Source organism: Polaribacter staleyi (assembly GCF_038024045.1).
GTDB classification, from domain to species: Bacteria; Bacteroidota; Bacteroidia; order Flavobacteriales; family Flavobacteriaceae; genus Polaribacter; species Polaribacter butkevichii.
The window spans coordinates 2,692,475-2,715,949 of the sequence record NZ_CP150665.1; the positions used below are offsets into that span (position 1 = coordinate 2,692,475).

A 23,475-nucleotide genomic window follows, 5' to 3' on the forward strand; every position below is an offset into this window, starting at 1 on the left:
CCAGGAAACCTAAGTATTTCTCTGTAAAATATTCATTTATTGGAATACACCTTTTTCATAACAATTATTTTTCAACTCCAATTTTATCATATTCTTAAATTCAATACTACGTAATTATTAATCTAGTAATAATTATAAAATACGTATTTTTTAGTACATTAATTAAGTATTTATACTTAGTTTTGTGTATCTAAAAATATGTATTATGATAAATCTATCTCAAGAAAAGTCAACAAAATTAAGTTTATTCGATTTTAAGAATGTATCCACTCGTACATTTTGGATTACATCAATCTCATTCTTTCTATGCTTTTTTGCATGGTTTGGTATTGTACCATTTATGCCAGATGTTGTAAAAGATTTAGGCTTAACTCCAGATCAAAAATGGAACTCAATTATTTTAGCCGTTTCAGGAACCGTTTTTGCACGTTTGCTTATTGGTAAATTATGTGATAAATACGGACCAAGATTATGCTATACTTGGTTATTAATGTTAGGTGCAATTCCTGTTGTTTTATGTGGATTAGTACAAACACCAACGCAATTTTTAGTTTGTAGATTATTTATTGGTTTTATTGGAGCTTCCTTTGTAATTACACAAGTACATACTTCTTTAATGTTTGCACCAAATATTGTAGGAACCGCAAATGCAACTTCTGCAGGTTGGGGTAACTTAGGTGGTGGAGCAAATAGATTAGGTATGCCTTTAATTGCAGCAGCAGTGGTTGCTTTTGGAGTTGCAGACGGTGAAGCTTGGAGATATTCTATGGTAATTGCTGGTATTGTTTGTTTTTTAATGGGTATTGTATATTACGTATTTACAACAGATACACCAAAAGGAAACTTTGGCGAATTAAAAGCCGCTGGAGAAATGATTGTTACTAAAAAGGATCAAATAGGATTTTTAGAAGTATTAAAAGATTATAGAGTTTGGATTCTTTTTGTAGTATATGCTGCAAGTTTCGGAATTGAATTAACAGTGTACGGAACTATGGATGATTATCTTCAGAATACGTTTCAATTACAAAGAGTAACCGCTGGTAATATTGTATTATCTTTTGCTTTGATGAATATTTTTGCAAGAACTCTAGGTGGTTTCTTTGGAGATAAATTTGGGAAATTAAAAGGATTGAGAGGGCGTGTTTTATTCTTGTCTTTCATCTTAAGTTTACAAGGTATTATGTTAATATCTTTCTCAGGAGCAACAAGTTTGGTTTTAGGAGTTGTTTTATTAATCTTATTTAGTTTAAGTGTACAAATGGCAGAAGGAGCAACGTTTTCTGTAGTGCCATTTATCAATAAAAAAGCCATCGGTTCTGTTTCTGGAATTGTTGGAGCAGGAGGAAATGTTGGTGCATTTTTAGCAGCAATGTTATTAAAATCCAAATCTTCATTGGCAGAAAAAGCAGCCATTGTATCTAGCGAAGGTTTGGGAGATGAGGTTATTAAAGCAGCGCAATCTGCAGCTTCTTCAAGTGCCGTTGCAAACGGATATTTATTAATTGGTTTTGTGGTTGTTGCTACAGGTATTGCAGCATTAGCAATAAAGTTTTCTACAGAGGAAGAAGATGAAACAGAAAAAATAAATGGTTTATCACCAGAGTTGATACCAATTAAAGTAAAAAGATAAAACAGATGATTGTCCCCCAATTATCTAATACATTAAGAATCGAAAAACAGATTTAAAAATTCAGTTCTCTAATTTTAATGTATCAGAATAAAAAAATGGAATTTTGGTTAGTAATATTTTAATGTCGTATTTTGTATAAAACCTTGGTCTAAATGATTAAAAATGAAATTAAAACAACGTGTTCTTATTGTGGAGTAGGTTGCGGAATTATCGTAAAAAAAGACATGAACAACAAGGTTTTTGTTGAAGGAGATAAAGACCATCCTGTTAACAAAGGGATGTTGTGTTCTAAAGGTATGAACTTGCATTATGTTGCCAATGATACTTCAGATAGAATTTTATATCCAGAAATGCGTTGGAGTCGCTCTCATCCGCGTGAGCGTGTTTCTTGGGATACGGCTTTAGATAGAGCTGCCAACGTTTTTAAATCAATTATAAAAAAACATGGTCCAGATGCTGTAGCGTTTTACGTTTCTGGACAAAGTTTAACAGAAGAATATTACATTGCCAATAAATTGACAAAAGGGTTTTTAGGAACCAATAATATAGATACCAACTCACGTTTATGCATGAGTTCTGCAGTGGTTGGTTATAAAAAAACATTCGGAGAAGATAGTGTGCCAATTTCGTACGACGATATAGAATTAGCTGATACTTTTTTAATAACAGGTGCAAATCCTGCTTGGTGTCATCCAATTTTGTTTAGACGAATTGAAAAACGCAAAGAAGAAAATCCGAAGGTAAAAGTAATTGTAATTGATCCACGTAAAACAGATTCTGCAAAATTTGCAGATTTGCATTTGCAATTAACACCAGGAACCGATGTTGTTTTATACAATGCTATTGGTAGGTGTTTGTACAAAAGTGGTTTAATTGATGAAGATTTTATTAAAAACCACACACAAGGTTTTGATGGTTATAAAGAAGTTATTTTTGAAACGACTTTAAAACAAGCATCTAAAATTTGTGGAGTTCCTGCAAAAGAAATTCAGAAAGCTGCAGAAATGATTGGTCTATCTAAAGGCTTTATCAGTATGTGGGCAATGGGTTTAAACCAAAGTGTAATTGGTACAGACAAAAACACATCACTTTTAAACTTATCATTAATAACTGGTCAGGTTGGTAAACCTGGTGCAGGTCCTTTTTCATTAACGGGTCAGCCAAATGCAATGGGCGGACGAGAAGTTGGTGGAATGGCAAACTTGTTAGCGGTTCATAAAGATTTAAATAACGAAGAACATAGAAGAGAAGTTGCGCAATTTTGGGGTGTTGATAAAATATCTGCAAAACCAGGATTAACAGCAACAGAATTATTTGATGCTTTAGAAAGCGGAAAGGTAAAAGCAGTGTGGATTGCGAGTACAAATCCGTTGGTGAGTATGCCAAATTCTCATCAAATAGAAAAAGCCATGGCAAAATCTAAATTTGTGGTGGTACAAGAAATTTCTCATAAAGCAGATACTTTAAACTATGCAGATTTGGTGTTGCCAGCTGCTGCATGGTTAGAAAAAGAAGGTACTATGACAAATTCTGAAAGAAGAATTTCTTATTTACCAAAAGAGATTGAAGCGCCAGGAGAAGCAAGACCAGATGTAGAAATTTTTTGTGATTTTGCACAAAGAATGGGCTTTAGAGGTTTTAATTTTAACAGTGCAGAAGAAATTTATGACGAATATGCTTCGATGACCAAAGGAACAAATATTGATGTTTCTTTCTTAAATTATGATCGATTAAAAAACGAAGGTACTTTTCAGTGGCCTGTAAATGAATATAGAAGTAAAGGAACGCCACGTCTTTTTGAAGATAAAAAGTTTTATACACCTTCTCAAAAAGCAATTTTTAATGTTCCATCAACCATAGAAAATACATCGGTAAAAACAAACGATGAATTTCCTTTAATTTTAACCACAGGTCGTATTAGAGATCAGTGGCACACCATGACAAAGACAGGTAAAGTAGCAAGGTTAAAAACACATTATCCAAAACCTGTTTTAGAAATTAACCCTGTAGATGCTTTTTTAAACAAAATTAAAGACGGAGATATTACAGAAATTAAAAGTGCAAACGGAGTGGTTAGAGTACGTGCAAAAATTACAGACGAAATTAAAGAAGGCGTTGTTTTCTTACCAATGCATTGGGGTAAAGTGCTAAATAGTAATTTAAATAGAGCTAATAATTTAACCAATACACATATAGATCCGGTTTCTAAAGAGCCAGATTTTAAATTTACATCGGTTTCAGTTTCAAAATATAAAAAACCGAAAGACAAAATTATTATTGCAGGTGCTGGAGCTGCCGCTTTTAGATTTTTACAAAATTATAGAGATTATAACGAGGTAGATGAAATTCATGTTTTTTCTAAGGAATCTAACTTGTTTTACAACCGTGTTTTATTACCAGAATATATTACAGAAGAACTGTCTTGGGAGCAATTATTAAAAATAAAAAATGCTGAATTAAAGGGATTGAATATTAAAATTCACCCAGAAACAATTATCAATAAAATTGATAAAGAGACTAAAATAGTAACAGATTCTAACGGTGAAACCCATTCTTTTGATAAGTTGATTTTAGCAACAGGAAGTAGACCTTTTATTCCTAAAGATGTGCAAATAGATTTACCAGGTCGTTTTACCATGCGTAATAAAAATGATGCAGATCGATTTAAAAATTATTTAGATGCTACAGGTTTGTTACCAGAAGAACAACATGTTGTAATTGTTGGTGGAGGTTTGTTAGGTTTAGAGTTGGCTGCAGCGATGAAGCACAAGAATGTAAAAATCACTATTATTCAGCGTGCATCTAGATTAATGGAACGTCAATTAGATAAAATTTCTAGTAAATTATTATCAATAAACGTACAAGAAAGAGGAATTCAAATTTATTTTGATAATGAAGTAAGTACTGTTTTTGATGATGAAGATACTGGTGAGTTAACCATCAACCTAAAAAGTGGAAAATACATTACGGCCAATGCCATTGTCTATGCAATTGGTACAAGGCCAAATATAGAAATTGCTAAAAATAACGGTATTGTTTGCGGGCGAGGCGTAAAGGTAAATCAGCATTTACAATCTTCTCATCCAGATATTTTTGCCATCGGGGAAATTGCCGAATTTAATAATAAATTATTTGGTATTACCTCTGCAGCAGAAGAACAAGCAGGCATTTTAGCTAATTTTATTGCAGGCGATATTAGTGAGGCTTACAAAGGTTCTGTGCTAATGAATATTCTAAAATTTAGCGATTTAAATCTATGTAGTATCGGAGAGGTTTCTGTACCAGACAACGACCCAAGTTACGAAGAAATTATTTTTACAGATATTTCTAAAGGATATTATAAGAAGTGTATTGTAAAAGACGATTTACTAATTGGTGCTGTTTTAGTAGGTGATAAAAATGAATTTGCAGAGTTTAAAACCTTAATTGAAAGCAAGATTGAAATGTCTGACAAACGAGATACTTTGTTAAGAGGCGCATCTAATGATGTACCTGTTTTAGGAAAATTAGTTTGTTCTTGTAGCCAAGTAGGAGAAGGGAATATTGAAGAAGCCATTGCTAAAGGATGTTCTAATTTTACGGAATTATGTAACAAAACAGGCGCAGGTTTAGGGTGTGGAAGTTGTAAAACGGAAGTAAGAGAAATTTTGAACAATGCAAAAGTAACAGTATGAGCGAGCAGTTAAATAGAATCATTGTAAGAGGTGGAGTTTTATCTCCTGGAGAACTAAAGTACATTTGTGAATCTGTAGAAAGTTTGGGCTTAAAAACCATTTCTTTTGGATCTAGACAAGATATTTTATTACCTAAAAAAGTAAATCAAGAAGAGTTAGCTCAATTTGATAAATTAAAAATTGTAGAAGCCAATGAAACAGGCGTAGAAAACATTGTTTCGTCTTATGTTTGTGCAGATATTTTTCCGAGTACGTCTTGGTTAACCGGAGATAGATATTTATATCTTTTAGAACAATTTAGCACAGAATCTAAATTAAAAATAAATTTAACAGATCCAAAACAACGTTTAGTTCCTTTGTTTACAGGGAATATAAATTTTATCGCTTCAGAACACGAAGATTATTGGTATTTGTATGTGAGGCTTCCAGATTGGAAAAAAACACAAATGTATCCTGCTTTAATTTATAGTTGGGATTTAGATAAGATTGAAACTGCCATTGAAAACGTTCTTCAAGAAGAGCCAGAAACCATCGAAATGATTTTCGATTTGGTTAGTGATGCAGTAGACACCAATAATAGAACGGTAGATAAACCTTTAGAAGTGCCTTTTTATCCTTTTCCTTATTTTGAAGGAATGAACAAAATTGGGATGGATAAATACTGGTTAGGTTTGTATTGGAGAAACAATAAATATGATGTTTCTTTCTTAAAAGAAATGTGCGAATTGTGTTCTGAAAATAAGATTGGTAAAATTTCTATTACACCTTGGAAATCTTTTGTAGTTAAAGGGATTCCGAAAGAATCTAAACTGGTTTGGGAGAAGTTTTTAGGGAAGCGAGGAATCAATGTGCGCCATTCTATGTTAGAGTTAAATTGGCATATTCCTGTAGCTAATAAAGATGCTTTAAATTTAAAGAAATACTTGGTTTCTAATTTCGATCAAAATGATATTAGTACCTATGGTTTAACCTTCGGAATTACAGATTACAGCAAAGCAGCTTATTATTTTACATCAATTGTAGTGGAAAGAAATAAACAACCAGAAATGATTGGCAACTTTCAAACAAGAGATACGTATAATCTTTTGTATGCTAAAAATTTCGACCCAAATACAAGGCAATATATTATGCACGTTCAAGACGTGGATAAAGTAGAATTACCCGGTTTGTTAATGGAATTAAGTCAGTTGTATTTTGATCAATTAGGAAGTGAAATCGAAGCAGAAAAAGAAGTTGAGGTACAAAAAGAAACCACAGAATTAGAAGTTTATCAATGTAAAGATTGTTTCACAATTTACGATGAAGCCTTTGGCGATATTACTCAAAATATCCCTGCAGAAACCCTTTTTAGTACGCTTCCAGAAAGCTATGAATGTTCGCTTTGTGAAGCACCTAAAAGTAGTTTTAAAAAAGTAGTATTAGTTAAATAAGTAACATATAGCATAAATAATTTGATTATAAATTCAAACATAGTATTAAAAAACTCAAGAAAAGTAATTACTGATTTTTCTTGTGCTTCTTGTATAAATACGAATTGTTTGATAAAGAAAAATCTACCTAATTTACCGAATTCAGCTTTTGTAGAGCATAAGAAAACGCTTAAATGTAAAAAAGGGCAACAATTTATTATGGAAGGAGCACCTGTAAATGGCTTGTTTTTCATTTTAAAAGGAACTGTAAAAGTTTTTAGAACTGGTATTAATGGACGTGAACAAATTGTGCGTTTTGCTAAAGAAGGAGAAATTATAGGGCATAGAGGTTTTGGTACAGAAGAGTATTATTCTATTGGTTCTATTGCTTTAGAAGATACTGTTTTGTGTTACTTTTCTAAAGACGATTTACAAGAAGCGTTGTTAGAAAACCCTAAATTTGGGTATGATATGATGTTGTTTTACGCTAACGAATTAAATAGAAGTGAATCTAAAGTGAAAACGATTTCTCAAATGACTGTTCGTGAACGCGTTATTGATACATTGTTATATATTCATAGAAAATTTGGCGATTTAAGAGGTTTTTTAAACCTACCTTTAAGTAGAAAAGAATATGCAGATTATGCAGGAACTACAGAAGAACAAGTCATAAGAATTTTTTCTACACTTAAAAAGGAAGGATTGATTATTGCTCAAGGAAAAAAAATTGGTATTGCTAATATTCAGAATTTAAAGAATGAAATTAGTGAACATAATTATTATCTAGATTCTTAATACTCTTGTAAATTTTGGACTGGTCTAATGAAGTTTAGGTCTATTTTTAAAAATTAATATTATAAACCCTTCAGATTTTAAAACCTGAAGGGTTTTTTACGTATAAAAATTAATCTAAAAATAAGTACGTAGAATTATACGTATATGTTTTATGTTGGTTTAATGTGTTGAATAATATTATTTTACTGTTGTAATATGTTTTATCGCAGTTTATAATATGTTTTAAAAAGAGGTTTTAACATGAGGTTTCCCATAAGTTAGAAACATATCTACTTATATATTTGTCAAACAAATAAGTATTAATACGTAGATTAATAAAACTTACTAAAAATGAAATCTCTATTTAAAAAATCAACTTACATTTTACCTGTAGCAATGTTATTATTTGCTTGTGGAGGTAAAGAAACTAAAAAGGCAACAACAGTAGTTGATGCAACAATATCAAAAACGAAAACATTAGCTATAGAAAAACCTCAATTAAAGTTTGGATTTATTAAGTTAACAGACATGGCTCCTTTAGCTATTGCAAAAGAAAAAGGATTTTTCGAAGACGAAGGATTATTTGTTTCTGTAGAAGCACAATCTAACTGGAAAAATATTTTAGACCGTGTTATTGATGGTCAATTAGACGGTTCGCACATGTTAGCAGGTCAGCCAATTGCTGCAGGAGCAGGTTTTGGTCGTCAAGCAAAATTAGTAACTGCTTTTTCTATGGATTTAAACGGAAATGCAATTACAGTTTCTAATGATGTTTGGTCTAAAATGAAACCACATGTAGCAAAAGATAAAGATGGTAAACCTGTTCATCCTATAAAAGCAGAAGCTTTAAAGCCTGTAATTACTGAGTATAGAAATTCTGGTAAACCTTTTAAAATGGGAATGGTTTTTCCGGTTTCAACGCACAATTATGAAATTAGATATTGGTTGGCAGCAGCAGGAATCAACCCTGGAATGTACACCAAAGAAAACGTACAAGGACAAATTGATGCTGAGGTTTTATTATCTGTAACGCCTCCGCCACAAATGCCGGCAACGTTAGAAGCAGGTACTATTCATGGGTATTGTGTGGGTGAACCTTGGAATCAGCAAGCAGTTTTTAAAGGAATTGGAGTTCCGGTTGTTACAAACTATGATATCTGGAAAAACAACCCAGAAAAAGTATTTGTTATGACAGAGAAATTTGTAAACGAAAATCCAAATACAGCCATTGCAGTTACCAAAGCATTAATTAGAGCTGGTAAATGGTTAGACAAACCAGAAAATAGAAAAGAAGCTGTACAAATTTTATCTATGTCTCAATACGTAGGTGCTCCGGTAGAAGTATTAGCAAATTCTATGACTGGTACTTTTGAATTCGAAAAAGGAGATAAAAGAGAAATGGAAGACTTTAATGTATTCTATAAGTACAATGCTACTTATCCTTTTTATTCTGATGGAATCTGGTTTTTAACACAAATGAGAAGATGGGGACAAATACCTGATGCAAAAACTGCAGACTGGTATGCAAGTACAATTAAGGATATTTACAGACCAGATATCTGGAAAAAAGCAGCAGCTCTTTTAGTAGCAGAAGGAAAAATTCCTGCAACAGATATTCCTGCAACAGATGGTTACAAACCAGCAACAGCAGATTTTATTGATGGAACAATGTACGATGCAAAAGACCCTATAGGATACATCAATAGTTTTAAAATAGGAAATAAAGATAAAAAATAATTGATTTTGTCATTCCGAACGAAGTATGAGGAGGAATCTCACTATTTATAAGATTTCTCGTCGTTCATACCTCACTCTGTCGAAAGGATAAAAAAACATCTCGATACAATTTCGAAGAAAAATCGAAATCACTCGATGTGACAACGTAAAATATTAGTACTGAAAAATAAGGTACTGTCATTCGAGTAAAAATTAATTTTCAGAAATTTTGTATCGAGAACTTTAAAAATAAACACATGAAAGCAAGTTTAACACTAGAGAAGGTTTCTAATTTTATAGGATTAGGTTTTTTTATAACATTAAAAGATCTGTTTACTGGAAAACTAGAAAAAGAAGCATTTAAAAACTTTTTACGCAAGACAATAGTGCCGCTTGCTTCCATTTTATTATTTATTGGTTTGTGGCATTTAGGGGCAAAGTCTTTATACAATATAGAGGCAGAATTTAAAATAGAAAAGGCTTTACAAGACCAAGGTCAAGTTGCGGCAGATGCTTTAAAAGCTTGTATTGCTTCTGGTGAATCTAGTTGTCAGCCAAATACATTACCATCTCCTGCTCAGGTTTGGGAATCTTTTCATTCTTTATTAAGAGATCACAGAATTATTAGTGCAGATAAAGCTGCTTTTATAGAAAAAACAGCAGCTTTAAATGCCAAAAGAATTGCAGAAGGAAAAGAGGCAATTACCTACACGGGTAGACCTTCTTTTGTAGATCAAATATTTAGAAGTTTACAAACGGTATTTGCTGGGTTTTTATTGGCCTTATTAATTGCAGTTCCTTTAGGTATTTTTATAGGATTAAGTGCTACTTTAAAAAGTGCATTTAATTGGTTTATTCAGATTTTTAAGCCAGTATCACCTGTAGTTTGGTATTTATTAGTTTTTATGATTGTAAAAACATTGTTGATAGATTCTAATGAAGATAGTTCGTTTACCATTTCATTTATTAGTGTTGGTTTCTGTTCTATGTGGGCAACATTAGTAAATACGGCTATGGGAGTTTCTTCTGTAGATAAAGATTATATAAATGTTGCAAAAGTTTTAAAACTAGGAACTTTTCAGAAGATTTTTAAAGTAATCTTACCTTCTTCGCTGCCTTTAATTTTTACAGGGTTAAAAATAACATTATCAGTTGCTTGGATGGTTTTAATTGCAATTGAACTTTTGGCACAGAGTCCTGGTTTAGGGTTGTTTGTGTGGGAAGAATTTCAAAATGGCGCAAACGATTCTAATGCAAAAATTATTGTTGCCATGTTTGTAATTGGTATTATCGGTTTTTTATTAGATAGATTGATGTTAACGATTCAGAATTGGGTGTCTTTTGATAAAACGGATGCAATATAAATAATGTTTAATCGTGGAATTGTTTAAACGTGTAAACGTAAGTTTAGCAACAATTAAACAGTTCAGCAATTACACAATTACACATAAATAAGATGGCATATTTAGAACTAAATAATATTTACAAAAATTATCATCAAGCAGATGGAGAAACAGAAGTGTTGTCTAATATCAACTTGAAAATAGAAGAAGGCGAATTTGTTGCAATTGTAGGTTTTACAGGAAGTGGAAAAACAACATTAGTTAATTTAATTAATGGATTGATAAAACCAACAAGTGGAGAAGTGTTGTTTAAAGGAGCTCCTGTAGTTGGTACAAGTCATGAGCGTGGAGTAATTTTTCAAAATTATTCATTATTACCTTGGTTAACGGTTGGTCAGAATGTGTTTATGGCAGTAAAAGAAGCTTTTCCGAAGAAAAACAAAAAGGAACTAAATGAAATTGTTGCCAATTATGTAGAAATGGTGAGTTTAACGCCAGCAATTAATAAAAGACCAAACGAATTATCTGGAGGAATGCGTCAAAGAGTTGCGGTTGCAAGAGCTTTGGCAATGAAACCAGAAATGATAATTATGGACGAACCTCTAGGAGCTTTAGATGCTTTAACACGTGGTAATTTACAAGACGAAATCTTAAATATTTGGGGGAAAGATAAGAGAACAGCTTTGTTAATTACAAATGATGTGGATGAAGGTATTTATATGGCAGACAGAATTATTCCTTTAAGGCCTGGGCCTAATGCAACATTGGGTCCAGAATTTAAAATTGATTTAGAGCGTCCGAGAGATAAAACAGCCATGAATGATAATGAGAGCTTTAAAAAAACCAGAAATGCTATTATTGAGTATTTAATGGATATTGGAAATGAACGTAAATCTGAAGCTAAAAAGGAATATGTACTTCCAGATTTAACGCCTAAAGATTTTGTGAATCAGTTTAAATTTGGAATCTAATGAGCACTATAATAAAACAAGAAACACCTAAAATTATTACGAATAACACACGTTTTCCTTCTAATGACGTAATGTTAGATTTAAAAAATCTTAAAAAAGTATATCCTACTCCAAAAGGAGATTATGTAGTTTTAGAAGACTTAAATCTACAAATAAAAAAAGAAGAATTTGTCACTATTATTGGGCATTCTGGTTGTGGTAAAACAACAATGCTTTCTATGATTGCAGGATTAAACCCAATTTCTGGAGGAAATATTTCTGTGTTAGGAAAACATATACAAGGACCAGGACCAGATAGAGGTGTTATTTTTCAATCGCCTAGTTTAATGCCTTGGATGACTTCTTTACAGAATGTTTTGTTGGGTGTAAATCAGGTTTTTCCTAATGCAACAAAAAAACAAAGAAATGATGTTGTAAAATACTATTTACAAAAAGTAGGTTTAGAAGATGCTTTTTATAAAAAAGCAAGTGAATTATCTCAAGGAATGCAGCAAAGAGTAGGTATTGCAAGAGCATTTGCAATAAAACCAAAAGTATTGTTGTTAGATGAACCTTTTGGAATGTTAGATTCTTTAACAAGAGGAGAATTGCAAGACATTTTAATAGAAATTTGGAATAAAGAAAAAATTACCGCTGTGATGATTACACACGATGTGGATGAAGCTATTTTTTTAGCAGACAGAGTAGTAATGATGACAAGTGGGCCAAAAGCAAAAATAGGAGATATTTTAGATATCAATTTTGAAAGACCAAGAACTAGAAAGTCTGTTTTAGAGCATGATGATTACTATGCATACAGAAAACATTTAATAGATTTTTTAGAACATTAAATAAAAGATAATTATGTCTTTTAATATGAGATTTATCATAATATTCATAAATAAGGGGCGTTATCTTTGAGATTTCAATCTCAAATAATTACAATTAAAAACCAAATAGGATTAAATTAAATAAGAAAAAAATGAAAAAACAATACGTAATTTTAGGGCTAATGTTAGCGTGTTTTCAGTTTGTAAATGCACAATTTACATTAGATGGAGAGTTTAGACCAAGAACAGAATATAGAAACGGATTTGGAAGTTTAATTCCGGATGCAGCAGATGCCGGTTTTGGAATTTCTACAAGAGTACGTTTAAATACCAGCTACATGACAGACAATTATTGGGTGTACGTAAGTTTACAAGATGTAATGGTGTGGGGAGAAAACAGACAAATTTTACCTTATGATCAAAATAATTCTTTTGCAGTTTTTCAGGCTTGGGCAGAATTAAAGTTAGGAGAAAATACATCAACAAGAGTTGGTCGTCAAGTTTTATCTTATGATGATCAAAGAATCTTAGGAGGATTAGATTGGGCACAACAAGGTAGAAACCACGATGCAGCTTTACTTAAATATAAAAAAGATAATTTTATGTTAGATTTTGCATTGGCATTTAACCAAGATTATTCAAATCCAACAGGTTTTCAATCTGCAGGTACTGCGTATAATACAACCGGTTTTTTCTCATATAAAACGATGCAAATGTTATATATGAAACAAAAGTGGAATAAATTAACGGGTAGTTTATTATTGTTAAATAATGGATTTCAAGAATTTGATGCTGTATCAGGAGAAGCAGACGGCGTAAGTAATTTACAGACCTTAGGAACACATTTAGATTATAAATCTGGTAGCTTTGGTTTGTCTGCAAACGCTTTTTTACAGACAGGAAAACGTCAGGGAGATGTGGATGTAAAAGGAGCGTATTTAGTTGGTTTAGATGCAACGTATAAAGTAGCGCCAAAAGTAAGTTTAGGATTAGGTGTAGAGGCTATTAGTGGTAACGATGGTGATGCAGGAGAAACGGGAGCATTTTTCCCTTTATATGGAACAAACCATAAGTTTAATGGTTTTATGGATTATTTTTATGTAGGGAATCATGCAAACTCAATTGGTTTAGTAGACCTACATTTAAGTGCAAACTTCACTTTAAACGATTCTTCTAGCTTAATGGTTAAAGCACTTAATTTTAGAGGAGAACAAGCATTAGCAAGTGGAGAAAAATCTTTAGGAACAGAAATAGATTTAGTGTACAAAAAGAAATTTAAAGGATATTCTTTAGCACTTGGATATTCTCAAATGTTTGCAAGTGACGGTATGTATGAACTAAAAAACGTAACAGAAGCAGCTGCAGCAAATAATCAAAACTGGGCTTGGGCAATGTTAGTGATTAAGCCAAAGTTTTTAAATTAAAATTCTGAAAATTAAAAATTTATAGCACTTACAAAAAAGCCTCACAGAAATGTGAGGCTTTTTTTAGTGACAACTTTTCGTTTTAATATATTATTATAAGTTAAGCATGATAACTGATCTGTTTGGTGAAAAATTATAATTTTAAACTAGAAACTTGACAAAAAAAGGGGATTCTAAAAATAAATCATTGAAATTTATAATAATAAATTATAAAATACATCATTTTAACGTATGTAAAGTTAGTAATTATGAAGTGTTATTGTAAAAAAGATATTTATTTAATAAAACATATGTTTTATTAAATAAACCATCAGTATTAAGGTACAGCTGTTTTTATTTTAAAATTTGAATATTATTAATTCAAAACATAAAATATGAAAAAAATTACTTTTGTACTAATTGCTTTTCTTGTTGGGTTTTCAAGTTTAGCACAAACGTTAGAAATTAAAGTTAACGGCAAGCCTATAGATGATTTTCTTGCTTCAACAAGCCCTGTAAATACATTACCTACAAATGTTCCTTTAGATATAGAAGCTACTTATACCAATTTACCTGTAGCTCCTGGGAATACACAACCTGTTGGAGATCAGGCAAGAATTGTTATTAGGTTTTATGAGCCAGCTTCTAGTCCTGCGGTCTTTAAAAATGCAGATTATAAAAATGGTTTCACAGAAAGTAGTGCAACTTCTATTACAGAAACATACCAGTACACACCTACTGTGGATGTTTCTGGGTATACACTTCAAATTTTTGCTGCAGGAGCTTCATCAACACAAATTGAAAAATATAATATTAGTGTAGATGCAGCTGCAACTCTGGCTAATAAAGACTTTTCTGTTCAAGAAAAGAAAATAGAAGTGTATCCTAATCCTACAACTGATTTTATAAATATTTCTGATGTTTCTAATATTAAAATTCTTAGCGTAATTAATTTATTAGGAAAAACTGTAAAGACCTTTAAAGCTAAAAATATTCTTGATATTTCTGGTTTAAATAAGGGGATTTATTTCTTAGTAGGGGATAACGGTTTTGCAAAAAAAATAGTAAAAAATTAAATTAGATACAATCTTTTTATAAATAAATGTTTTTTAAAGTAAAAAATTGGTAATTCCTTATATATTAACAAAACTTTAAGCTTTTCAACATTTGTTTTAATTATAAAATCATTTGTTATTAGTAAAATAGTATTAAAATCAAATATTTGTAAACATAAATAAATTCAAATTATAATAAATATGAAATTTAAAATAATAAAGTATCAACACAAAGCTATCTACATCGCATTCTTTTTTGTTATGTGTGTTAGTGTGTTGCAAGCGCAAACAATTACTGTAAAAGGTAATGTTACAGGTGGAGGACAACCTTTACCGGGGGTAAGTATTCTTGTTAAAGGAACAACAAATGGGGTTGTTTCCGATTTTGATGGTAACTATGTAATTAAGGCGAAGAACAATAGTACGTTAATATTTGCTTACATTGGTTTTGCTACAAAAGAAATTAAGGTAAATGGGAAAAAATCGATTAATGTTAGCTTATCTGAAGATGTATCTCAATTAGACGAAATTGTGGTTATTGGTTATGGTACTCAGAAGAAAAAAGAGCTAACAGGTGCTGTATCTCAAATTAAATCTGAAGAGATAATGAAAATTTCAACTTCAGATTTAAGTTCTGCACTGCAAGGACAAATTGCAGGGGTAACAGTTGTTGCTAGTGATGGTGCTCCTGGTTCTGAAGCAAACATTATGATTCGTGGTTTAACCTCTATTAATGGTTCTAATAAGCCATTATATGTAGTAGATGGAATTCCTTTTGACGGTGATCCAAAATTAAGTACAAGTGAGGTTGAAAGTATAGATGTACTTAAAGATGCAGCTTCTGCTGCAATTTATGGAACACGTGGTGCAGCGGGTGTAATTTTAATTACAACTAAAAAAGGTAAAGCGGGTGTAATGAAGATTAATTTAGATGCCTACTACGGTGTACAAAATATTACTTCTGTTACACATATTATGGATCGTGAAGATAAATTGTATTCTCACTTCTTACAATCTTTTGCTCAAAATGGAAATGTTTATGGAAACACTTGGCATAGTGCAGAAAATAATTCATCTCAGTTAACTAATAATACAAATTTAATTGACTTTATAGAGAATGATGCTGCTCCAATTCAGAACTATAGTTTGTCTCTTTCAGGAGGTAAAGCTGGGTTAACATATAGTGTTGTGGCAAACTTGTTTTCTCAAGAAGGTATGGTTTATAATTCTGGATATGACAGGTTCAATGTAAGAACAAACGCTCAGTTAAAAAAAGGAAATTGGGATATTAAAACTGGTATGTCTTTTAGAGTTGAAGAAAAACAAATAGCACCTTGGGGGTTATTAAGAGACGCTTATAGATACCAAGCATTACAAGTAGATCTTGAAGATAACTTAGAATCTATTGGAGATGCAGGTGATGGAAGTTCTGCTCAGAACTTATCTTACTTAGGTAGAAAATTACTTCAAGAAGATAATGATGAAAGACATTATTTTGATGGAAGATTAGATATTTCTTATAATTTTAATAAAAATTTAAAATTTACCTCAAGAATATCTTCAGGTTGGGAAAATGCAACTAGAAGAACGATCAGTCCAGAATTCGTAGCATATGATTTTGAAGGAGAACCATTACCGGGACAGCAATCTAGAATTTATAATTCTAGCTCAACATCGATTAGATTTTCTTGGGAAAACATTATCAACTGGAATAAATCTTTTGGAAATCACAATGTAAATTTTGTTGGAGTTTATTCTGCTGAAAAATATAATTTTTCTTCGTTCTTTGCACAGAAGTTTGATATTAATAGTAACGATATTACCGTTATTAATGGTGCAACGGGAGAGTCTTTAGCAGGGTCTGGAAAAGGACAATGGGGACAAGATAGAGAAAACACACTGATTGGTATGTTAGCTCGTTTACAATATAATTATAAAGGAAAATATTTGTTAAGTGCCAGTGTGCGTAGAGATGGGTCGTCTAGATTTAAAAATAATCACTGGGGAACTTTTCCTTCTTTTTCTGCAGGTTGGAACGTTTCTGACGAAAACTTTTGGGAACCGGTTAAAAACATTGTTAATAATTTTAAGTTAAGAGCAAGTTATGGTACTACAGGTAATCAAGGTATTGCAGATTATGCATACGCACCAGTAATTACTTTAGAAAACGATTATGTTTTTGGGGCTGGAGACAATCAAAATTTACAATTAGGAGCAACACAACAAGCCTATGCAAATGAGTTGGTTTCTTGGGAAACATCTGTTTCTAAAAACTTTGGTATTGATTTATCATTTTTTAAGAATAGGTTAACTTTTACGCAAGATGTGTATACAACAAACAAAAAAGACATGTTATTCCCTGTATTTTTACCACCAACAGTTGGTGCAGGTTCTGGAAGTGATGCTTCGGTAGTTTTAAATGTTGGAGATATGGAAAACTTTGGTGTTGAATATGCCTTAAACTATAAAAATAAAGGAAGAGGGAAAGTAAAATGGAATGCTGGAGTTAATTTTACTAAGAATAAAAATAAAGTAACCAAAATGAGTGGTTCTAATAAAATCATTTATTTTAATGATAGTAATATTGCGGGTACAGATAATGATACTGATGCAGTTTCTGTTTTGGCAGAAGGTTATGAAGCGGGTGCGTTCTTTTTAATTAAAACAGATGGAATTATTAGAGAAGGGGAATTAGACGCTTATCTTGCTGAATTTCCTACTAGTGGAGCAAAAGTAGGAGACTTAAGATTGGTTGATGCTTTAACTGTAGATACGGATGGTGACGGAATACCAGATAAAGGAGATGGAGTTATTGATATTAATGATAGACAATATTCTGGTAGTGGTACACCAAAGTTTGAAATGGGTTTTAATACATCTGTTTCTTATAGCAATTTTGATCTTTCTGCACAATTATATGGAGCCTTTGGAGGTAAAATAATGAATGGTAGTAAAGCGTATGCTTATCAATATGGGAATCATCAAGATTTAATTTACCAATATTCAGCTCAAAATCCAACTTCAGATATACCTGTATATAGAGGTGCTCAAACGCATGATAACTTTAGAGGAAGAAATGATTTTTGGTTAGAAGATGGTACTTATGTTAGATTACGTAATATAACATTGGGTTATAATTTTAATAAAAAAATGTTAACCAAAATGAAACTGTCTAAGTTAAGATTGTATGTTGCTGGTCAAAATTTATTAACTTTTACAAAGTATACTGGGTATGACCCAGAGGTAGGAAACAATGGTTTAAGTACTAGAGGTATAGACAAAGGTACTTATCCTGTAAGTTCTCAAGTAAGAGCAGGTATTCAACTAGGATTTTAATCTATAAGGAGAAATATGAAAGTAGTAGATATAAAAATTCACAAAAAACATTTCAAAATGAAAAATATAAGAATAAGCAAGCTAACCTTAATAATGTTATTTCTTGTAACATTGGTTAGTTGCTCAGATGATTTTCTAGAACAAACAAATCCTAATCAACTATCCACAGATAGTTTTTGGAAAACAGTAGATGATTTAAATGTAGGGTTAGTTGCCACATACAAATCTTTTAGTAGCGATAATAATTACATGTTACTAGACGAGTTGGTAAGAAGTGATCTTGCATGGGGTACTGGGTGGCAAAGACCTTTTAATGTAAATGATCTTTACCTTCAAACGTATAATGAAGCTTCAAAACAAGGGCAAGATAAATGGTCTCAATTGTACACTACCATTTTTAGAGCAAACCAAGTTATAGAAGCTGCAGATAGACTTAAAGGAACTTTAAATAGTGAAACGGAAGAAGCAGAAGCAGAAGTTGTAAAGGCTCAAGCAACATTTATAAGAGGGTTCTCATATTTTATTTTAAGTACTACTTTTAATGAAGGAAAGGTTGTTTTGTGGGATGTAGTACCTGGTGGAGAGAATGGTTTTTACCGTAGTGTAAGTAGTGCACAAGAAATTAAAGATTTTTATAGAGCAGATTTAGAGTATGCTAAAGAAACTTTGCCAATTAAATGGGAAGATGAAAGAGAAAAGGGAAGAATTACAGCAGGTGCAGCAGAAGCAGTTTTAGGGCAGTCTTATTTAGCTGAAAATGATTTTTCTAAAGCAGCAGTATATTTTAAAAATGTAATAGAGAATTATGGGTATGCTTTAACGTCTAATATTGGAAGTAATTTTACTACAATGGATGAGTTAAATGAAGAATCTATTTTAGAGATTGTACGTTCAACTGATTTTAAAGGAGAGTTAAATCAATGGGACTGGAGAGATACAGGTGCTTCATCACTTCAACAAAGATTAACACCTATTGGTGGATGGAATGGTGGTGTGGTTGCTAACTGGTTAATTTTAGAATATAAAAATGAAGCTTTAGATTATGCAGATCCAAGAAACAAAATTATTGCAGAAGATGGCTCAGAAAGTTTTAGAAAATTTAGTTTAAGAACTTCTTGGTCTGTGGCACTTGTAGATGACCCAGCATTGGAGTATTATGGAAGCCCTACAACGGCAGAGGCGCATCATTTTCAAAATAAAATGTCTTGTTATTGGAGAAAACATACCAATTGGGATTTAGGATTTGAAAGTGAAGCTGCTAGATCTCCAGGAAAAGTAAGAAGTGGTATTAATGAAAGATTAATAAGACTTGCCGAAATATATTTACAGTATTCAGAATGTTTGATTGAATTGGGAGATGTTGATGGAGCTATGATGTATATTAATAAAGTTAGAAGACGTTCTGGGGTTCAATTATTAGGCCTTAATGGTACGGGAGAGTTTCCTTTAAATGATCATGACAATGTTGCTTATGATGCAACTAGTTTAATGAAACATTTAAGATTTAAAGAATATCCTTTAGAATTATCTTGTGAAGGACATGGTGGAACAAGAAATGTAGATTTAAGACGATGGGGTGTTAAAGGACAACGTTTTGTTGAGCTTGCTGCAAAGAGATATAAAGGAGAAAATTATGAATGGACGAAAGAAGATGGTACGGCAGGTCCAACACGTTGGGGATCTGTTATAGTTGAAGTTAGTCCTGATGATGATACAGTAGATCCAGCTTGGAATGAATTTCAAGAAGCAGCTGTTAATTATAATGAAGATGAAAATGGCTATTGGAAATTACCAAATGGAGAAACTATTACAAACCCAGTACTTGGTGATGAATAAAAATCTTTAAATAGATTTATTTTAATTCAATTTTATAATTAAATAATACGAAAAACATGAAAAATACATTAATTTTAATTGCATTCATTAGTTTGCTTTTTACATCCTGTACAGAGGAAGAATATGAAGCTCCAAATTCATTTTCTGATGTTGGGTTTTATACTGGAGCGGGTCAAAATAGTATAATACAACTAAATATTTTTGACTACATGTCCTTTTTAGATTTATCACAAGGATATACAGAACATAGTTGGACCATCGAAGAAGGTAATAACTTTTTAAAAGGACCTATTAAGAGTACTGAAAAATCTTTTGAGAAATATGTGGTAAATGCTGGAGATACTGTAACAAAAGAAAAATCGGCACATGTGTTATTTAACAAATCAGGCTTACAGAAAGTTAGATTACGTAATGTTTTTAAAGATTCTGTTGCTTTTAGAGGGTTTAGTCAAGAAAGAGGAGATTACATAATGGCATCAGTAAAAGAAGGTAATTCTTGGGTAATTGATACTACATTTGTTGTAAAAGTATTTGATACTATTATTCCTCAAATAGAAGTGAAGCAATTTGGTGCTTTGGTTGACTATACAAGTAAAGATACTATTTATGTAGAAGCCGGAGATAAGGTTCAATTTATAGATAAAACTACAATTGGTGAACCAACAGGAAGATTTTGGTCTATTAGAGCAAAAGGAGGAACACAAGAAGTAGTTGCTTCTAGCAGTGCAGAAGTGGCTGATATTGTCTTTAAAAAACTAGGACATTTTACTGCTAGAATTACAGCGAATAGAACAGGACAAAACGTTCCTGGAGATTCTGATACTTATGATTTAGTATCGCCATTTAAGGTAATTCCATCATCTCAACCATTTGTAATTTCTGGAACAATAATCGAAAAAGAAGATGAAACGATTCAAGTTCCGTTTAATGGTGAGTTTTCACCTTTTTTAAATAAAGAAAGTTTCTTTAAAGTTTCTGTGAATGATGTTGATTTTAAAGTAGCGTCAGTTACTATTAACCCAGATGATAGTACAATTTTAGACCTAGTTTTAGAAGAAAAAATTTATAGACCAGATGTTATTAAAGTAAGTTTATTAGATGGAAGTGGATTGGAATCTACTGATACTAGAACGCCAGTTGCATTTGTAGATGAAGTTGTTAAAATGCATGATGTAAATTTAATTCCTTCAGACATTGCAACTTTAGACACTGGTATGGGATGGTCTGTATGGAATGCGAGTAATGGAACACCAGAAAGATCAAATGAAAAATCGGCATCGGGTGATTATAGTCTAAAAATGACAATAACACCGGGTATGGCTTGGTCAGAAGCTCAAGCAATTTTGCCAAATGCAATTGCATTAGATGGTACTAAAACATATACATTAAAGTATGATATGTATATAGATGAGTCAACTACGGTTCGTCCAAATGTTGGTGGTATGTTTTTAATTACCAATTGGGGATGGCAATTCTGGATGGATTATAAAAATGAAACTTTACATCCAACAGGTAAATGGGTAACAAAGGAAATAGATTATAAATCTAGTGCAGCATTTACAAAACTCTATTTACGTTTTAGTTCTCAAGCTAATAATAGTAATGCAATAGTTTATTATGATAACTTCTATTTAGTAGAAAAAGAAGTTAGACCATAATTCATTTTAATTTTTTAATGAAAAGCCCATTTGAAAATATTCAAATGGGCTTTTTTTTGATGAATAAGTTTTACAATCGTACAAAAGAGGAAATTTATATTTATATGAACCATATTTTATGATATTAAGACCATATGTAGTATTCATTACTACTTAAATTTTTAATATTTACACTATAAAAAAAAGAAAATGAATAAAATACTTACACTTTGTTTCCTTACTGTTTTTTTTACCTCTTGCAAACAAGAACAAAAAAAGGCAATAGCTAAAAAACCAAATATCATCTATATTATGTCAGATGATCATACAACTCAAGCATTTGGTATTTATGGAAGTAGATTGGCGGGTTTAAACCCTACACCAACACTTGATAAAATTGCCAATGAAGGTATTATTTTTAACAACTGTTTTACCAATAATTCTATTTGTACACCAAGTAGAGCCGCTATTTTATCTGGGCAATACAGTCAAGCAAACGGCGTATTAGATTTAGAGGGTACTTTACCTATGGATCATCAGTATTTGCCTATGGAAATGAAAAAATTAGGGTATCAAACAGCAATGGTTGGTAAATGGCATTTAAAAGCACAACCTAATTTCGATTACTTTAATGTGTTTACAAAACACGGTCAGCAAGGTTCTTATTTTGATCCTTATTTAACTGAAACAGGAATGAATTTTGCAGAAGAAAAAGACCCTGCTTATGAAGGTAAACAATACAAAGGGCACAGTACAGATATCGTTACAGATATTTCTATTGATTGGTTAAAAAATAAAAGAGACAAATCAAAACCTTTTATACTGTTTCATCAATATAAAGCACCTCATGATGATTTTGAATTTGCACCTCGTTATTTAGATTATCTTAAAGATACTGAGATTCCAGAACCAGCAAGCTTGTATGATAATCAAAATAATGGTTCTGAGGGAACACGTGGAAAAAATGATTCATTAATTCATGTAATAGGTTCTTCTGTTTCTAAAAGAAATACCATTAGAAATATGGGGATGCGTATTTGGAGTAAGCAATATACTAGAAATAATAATCCAGATTTTGATCCTACGCAAGTAGAAGGATTAAGTGATAAAGAGTATACACATGCAACGTATCAAGAATACTTAAAAAGATATCTACGTTGTGTAAAAGGTGTAGATGATAACGTGGCGCGATTAATTAAGTTTTTAAAAGCCGAAGGGTTGTATGAAAATACAATTATTGTTTACACAGGAGATCAGGGTTTTATGCTTGGAGAACATGATTATATAGACAAACGATGGATGTATGAAGAGTCTATGAGAATGCCATTTTTTGTACGTTATCCAGAAAAAATAAAAGCAGGAACACGTACAGATGCAATTATCAATAACACAGATTTTGCACCTACATTAATTGAATTGGCTGGAGGAACACCACCAAAACAAATGCAAGGTAATAGCTTTAAATCTATTTTAGAAACAGGCAAAGAGCCTAAAGACTGGCAACAATCTACTTATTATAGATATTGGATGCACATGGCACATGCACATGCAAATCCAGCGCATTTTGGTATTAGAACAAAACAATATAAATTAATGTTTTTCTATGGTAAATATTGGGTAGATACAAAAGATCCTAATGCTAGTTGGAATAAAAAGAGCTGGGGTAACAGATTCGATTTAGATACTCCTGCCGCTTGGGAATTTTACGATTTATCAGTAGATCCAAAAGAAATGAACAACGCTTATAAAGATGCTAAATACAAAGATATTATTGCAGATTTAAAGGAGCAAATGATTAAAAAACGTAAAGAATTGAATGAAGAGGATGGTGAAAAATATCCTCATATTCAAAAGGTAATTGATGAACACTGGAATGATTAAA

The 23,475-nt window shown here is 31.7% G+C and carries 14 protein-coding genes; all 14 read left to right on the top strand.

What is annotated here, in order from left to right; all coding sequences use genetic code 11:
* Positions 1–205: 205 nt before the first annotated feature.
* Positions 206–1,630: an MFS transporter gene (locus tag WHD07_RS11625; protein ID WP_343328517.1), complete on the top strand. Its 1,425-nt coding sequence runs from the start codon at positions 206–208 to the stop codon at positions 1,628–1,630.
* Positions 1,631–1,782: 152 nt separating this feature from the next.
* The gene (locus WHD07_RS11630; protein WP_343328518.1) at positions 1,783–5,304 is read left to right on the top strand and encodes a molybdopterin-dependent oxidoreductase; all 3,522 of its coding nucleotides are present in this window, start codon (positions 1,783–1,785) and stop codon (positions 5,302–5,304) included.
* The gene (locus WHD07_RS11635; protein WP_343328519.1) at positions 5,301–6,734 is read left to right on the top strand and encodes a rubredoxin; all 1,434 of its coding nucleotides are present in this window, start codon (positions 5,301–5,303) and stop codon (positions 6,732–6,734) included. The genes WHD07_RS11630 and WHD07_RS11635 overlap by 4 nt, the downstream gene beginning before the upstream one ends.
* A gap of 108 nt (positions 6,735–6,842) precedes the next feature.
* The gene (locus WHD07_RS11640) at positions 6,843–7,508 is read left to right on the top strand and encodes a Crp/Fnr family transcriptional regulator (RefSeq protein ID WP_343328520.1); all 666 of its coding nucleotides are present in this window, start codon (positions 6,843–6,845) and stop codon (positions 7,506–7,508) included.
* A gap of 330 nt (positions 7,509–7,838) precedes the next feature.
* On the top strand, positions 7,839–9,224 hold the full coding sequence (locus tag WHD07_RS11645; protein ID WP_343328521.1) for a CmpA/NrtA family ABC transporter substrate-binding protein: 1,386 nt from the start codon (positions 7,839–7,841) through the stop codon (positions 9,222–9,224).
* A 236-nt stretch (positions 9,225–9,460) separates the two neighbouring features.
* Entirely contained in the window at positions 9,461–10,567 is a 1,107-nt protein-coding gene (locus WHD07_RS11650; RefSeq protein WP_343328522.1) for an ABC transporter permease, read from the top strand.
* 92 nt (positions 10,568–10,659) lie between these two features.
* Positions 10,660–11,517, top strand: coding sequence for an ABC transporter ATP-binding protein (locus tag WHD07_RS11655; RefSeq protein ID WP_343328523.1), 858 nt, complete (start codon positions 10,660–10,662; stop codon positions 11,515–11,517).
* Entirely contained in the window at positions 11,517–12,347 is an 831-nt protein-coding gene (locus WHD07_RS11660; RefSeq protein ID WP_343328524.1) for an ABC transporter ATP-binding protein, read from the top strand. The genes WHD07_RS11655 and WHD07_RS11660 overlap by 1 nt, the downstream gene beginning before the upstream one ends.
* Before the next feature lie 131 nt (positions 12,348–12,478).
* On the top strand, positions 12,479–13,750 hold the full coding sequence (locus tag WHD07_RS11665; RefSeq protein WP_343328525.1) for an alginate export family protein: 1,272 nt from the start codon (positions 12,479–12,481) through the stop codon (positions 13,748–13,750).
* Between the two features lie 374 nt (positions 13,751–14,124).
* The gene (locus WHD07_RS11670; protein WP_343328526.1) at positions 14,125–14,805 is read left to right on the top strand and encodes a T9SS type A sorting domain-containing protein; all 681 of its coding nucleotides are present in this window, start codon (positions 14,125–14,127) and stop codon (positions 14,803–14,805) included.
* 180 nt (positions 14,806–14,985) lie between these two features.
* Positions 14,986–18,120, top strand: coding sequence for a TonB-dependent receptor (locus tag WHD07_RS11675; RefSeq protein ID WP_343328527.1), 3,135 nt, complete (start codon positions 14,986–14,988; stop codon positions 18,118–18,120).
* A 57-nt stretch (positions 18,121–18,177) separates the two neighbouring features.
* A complete protein-coding gene (locus WHD07_RS11680) occupies positions 18,178–19,956 on the top strand; it encodes a RagB/SusD family nutrient uptake outer membrane protein (RefSeq protein ID WP_343328528.1) in 1,779 nt (592 codons plus the stop codon).
* Between the two features lie 56 nt (positions 19,957–20,012).
* Positions 20,013–21,614: a hypothetical protein gene (locus WHD07_RS11685; protein ID WP_343328529.1), complete on the top strand. Its 1,602-nt coding sequence runs from the start codon at positions 20,013–20,015 to the stop codon at positions 21,612–21,614.
* A 189-nt stretch (positions 21,615–21,803) separates the two neighbouring features.
* Positions 21,804–23,474 carry a sulfatase gene (locus tag WHD07_RS11690; RefSeq protein WP_343328530.1) on the top strand — a complete coding sequence of 557 codons (1,671 nt, stop codon included), beginning with the start codon at positions 21,804–21,806 and terminating at the stop codon, positions 23,472–23,474.
* Position 23,475 lies beyond the last annotated feature (1 nt).

Bases quoted from the DNA above. Each gene is read 5' to 3' on its own strand.
- WHD07_RS11625 (WP_343328517.1), top strand. From the start codon at position 206: ATGATAAATCTATCTCAAGAAAAGTCAACAAAATTAAGTTTATTCGAT.
- WHD07_RS11630 (WP_343328518.1), top strand. From the start codon at position 1,783: ATGATTAAAAATGAAATTAAAACAACGTGTTCTTATTGTGGAGTAGGT.
- WHD07_RS11635 (WP_343328519.1), top strand. From the start codon at position 5,301: ATGAGCGAGCAGTTAAATAGAATCATTGTAAGAGGTGGAGTTTTATCT.
- WHD07_RS11645 (WP_343328521.1), top strand. From the start codon at position 7,839: ATGAAATCTCTATTTAAAAAATCAACTTACATTTTACCTGTAGCAATG.
- WHD07_RS11650 (WP_343328522.1), top strand. From the start codon at position 9,461: ATGAAAGCAAGTTTAACACTAGAGAAGGTTTCTAATTTTATAGGATTA.
- WHD07_RS11655 (WP_343328523.1), top strand. From the start codon at position 10,660: ATGGCATATTTAGAACTAAATAATATTTACAAAAATTATCATCAAGCA.
- WHD07_RS11660 (WP_343328524.1), top strand. From the start codon at position 11,517: ATGAGCACTATAATAAAACAAGAAACACCTAAAATTATTACGAATAAC.
- WHD07_RS11665 (WP_343328525.1), top strand. From the start codon at position 12,479: ATGAAAAAACAATACGTAATTTTAGGGCTAATGTTAGCGTGTTTTCAG.
- WHD07_RS11670 (WP_343328526.1), top strand. From the start codon at position 14,125: ATGAAAAAAATTACTTTTGTACTAATTGCTTTTCTTGTTGGGTTTTCA.
- WHD07_RS11675 (WP_343328527.1), top strand. From the start codon at position 14,986: ATGAAATTTAAAATAATAAAGTATCAACACAAAGCTATCTACATCGCA.
- WHD07_RS11680 (WP_343328528.1), top strand. From the start codon at position 18,178: ATGAAAAATATAAGAATAAGCAAGCTAACCTTAATAATGTTATTTCTT.
- WHD07_RS11685 (WP_343328529.1), top strand. From the start codon at position 20,013: ATGAAAAATACATTAATTTTAATTGCATTCATTAGTTTGCTTTTTACA.
- WHD07_RS11690 (WP_343328530.1), top strand. From the start codon at position 21,804: ATGAATAAAATACTTACACTTTGTTTCCTTACTGTTTTTTTTACCTCT.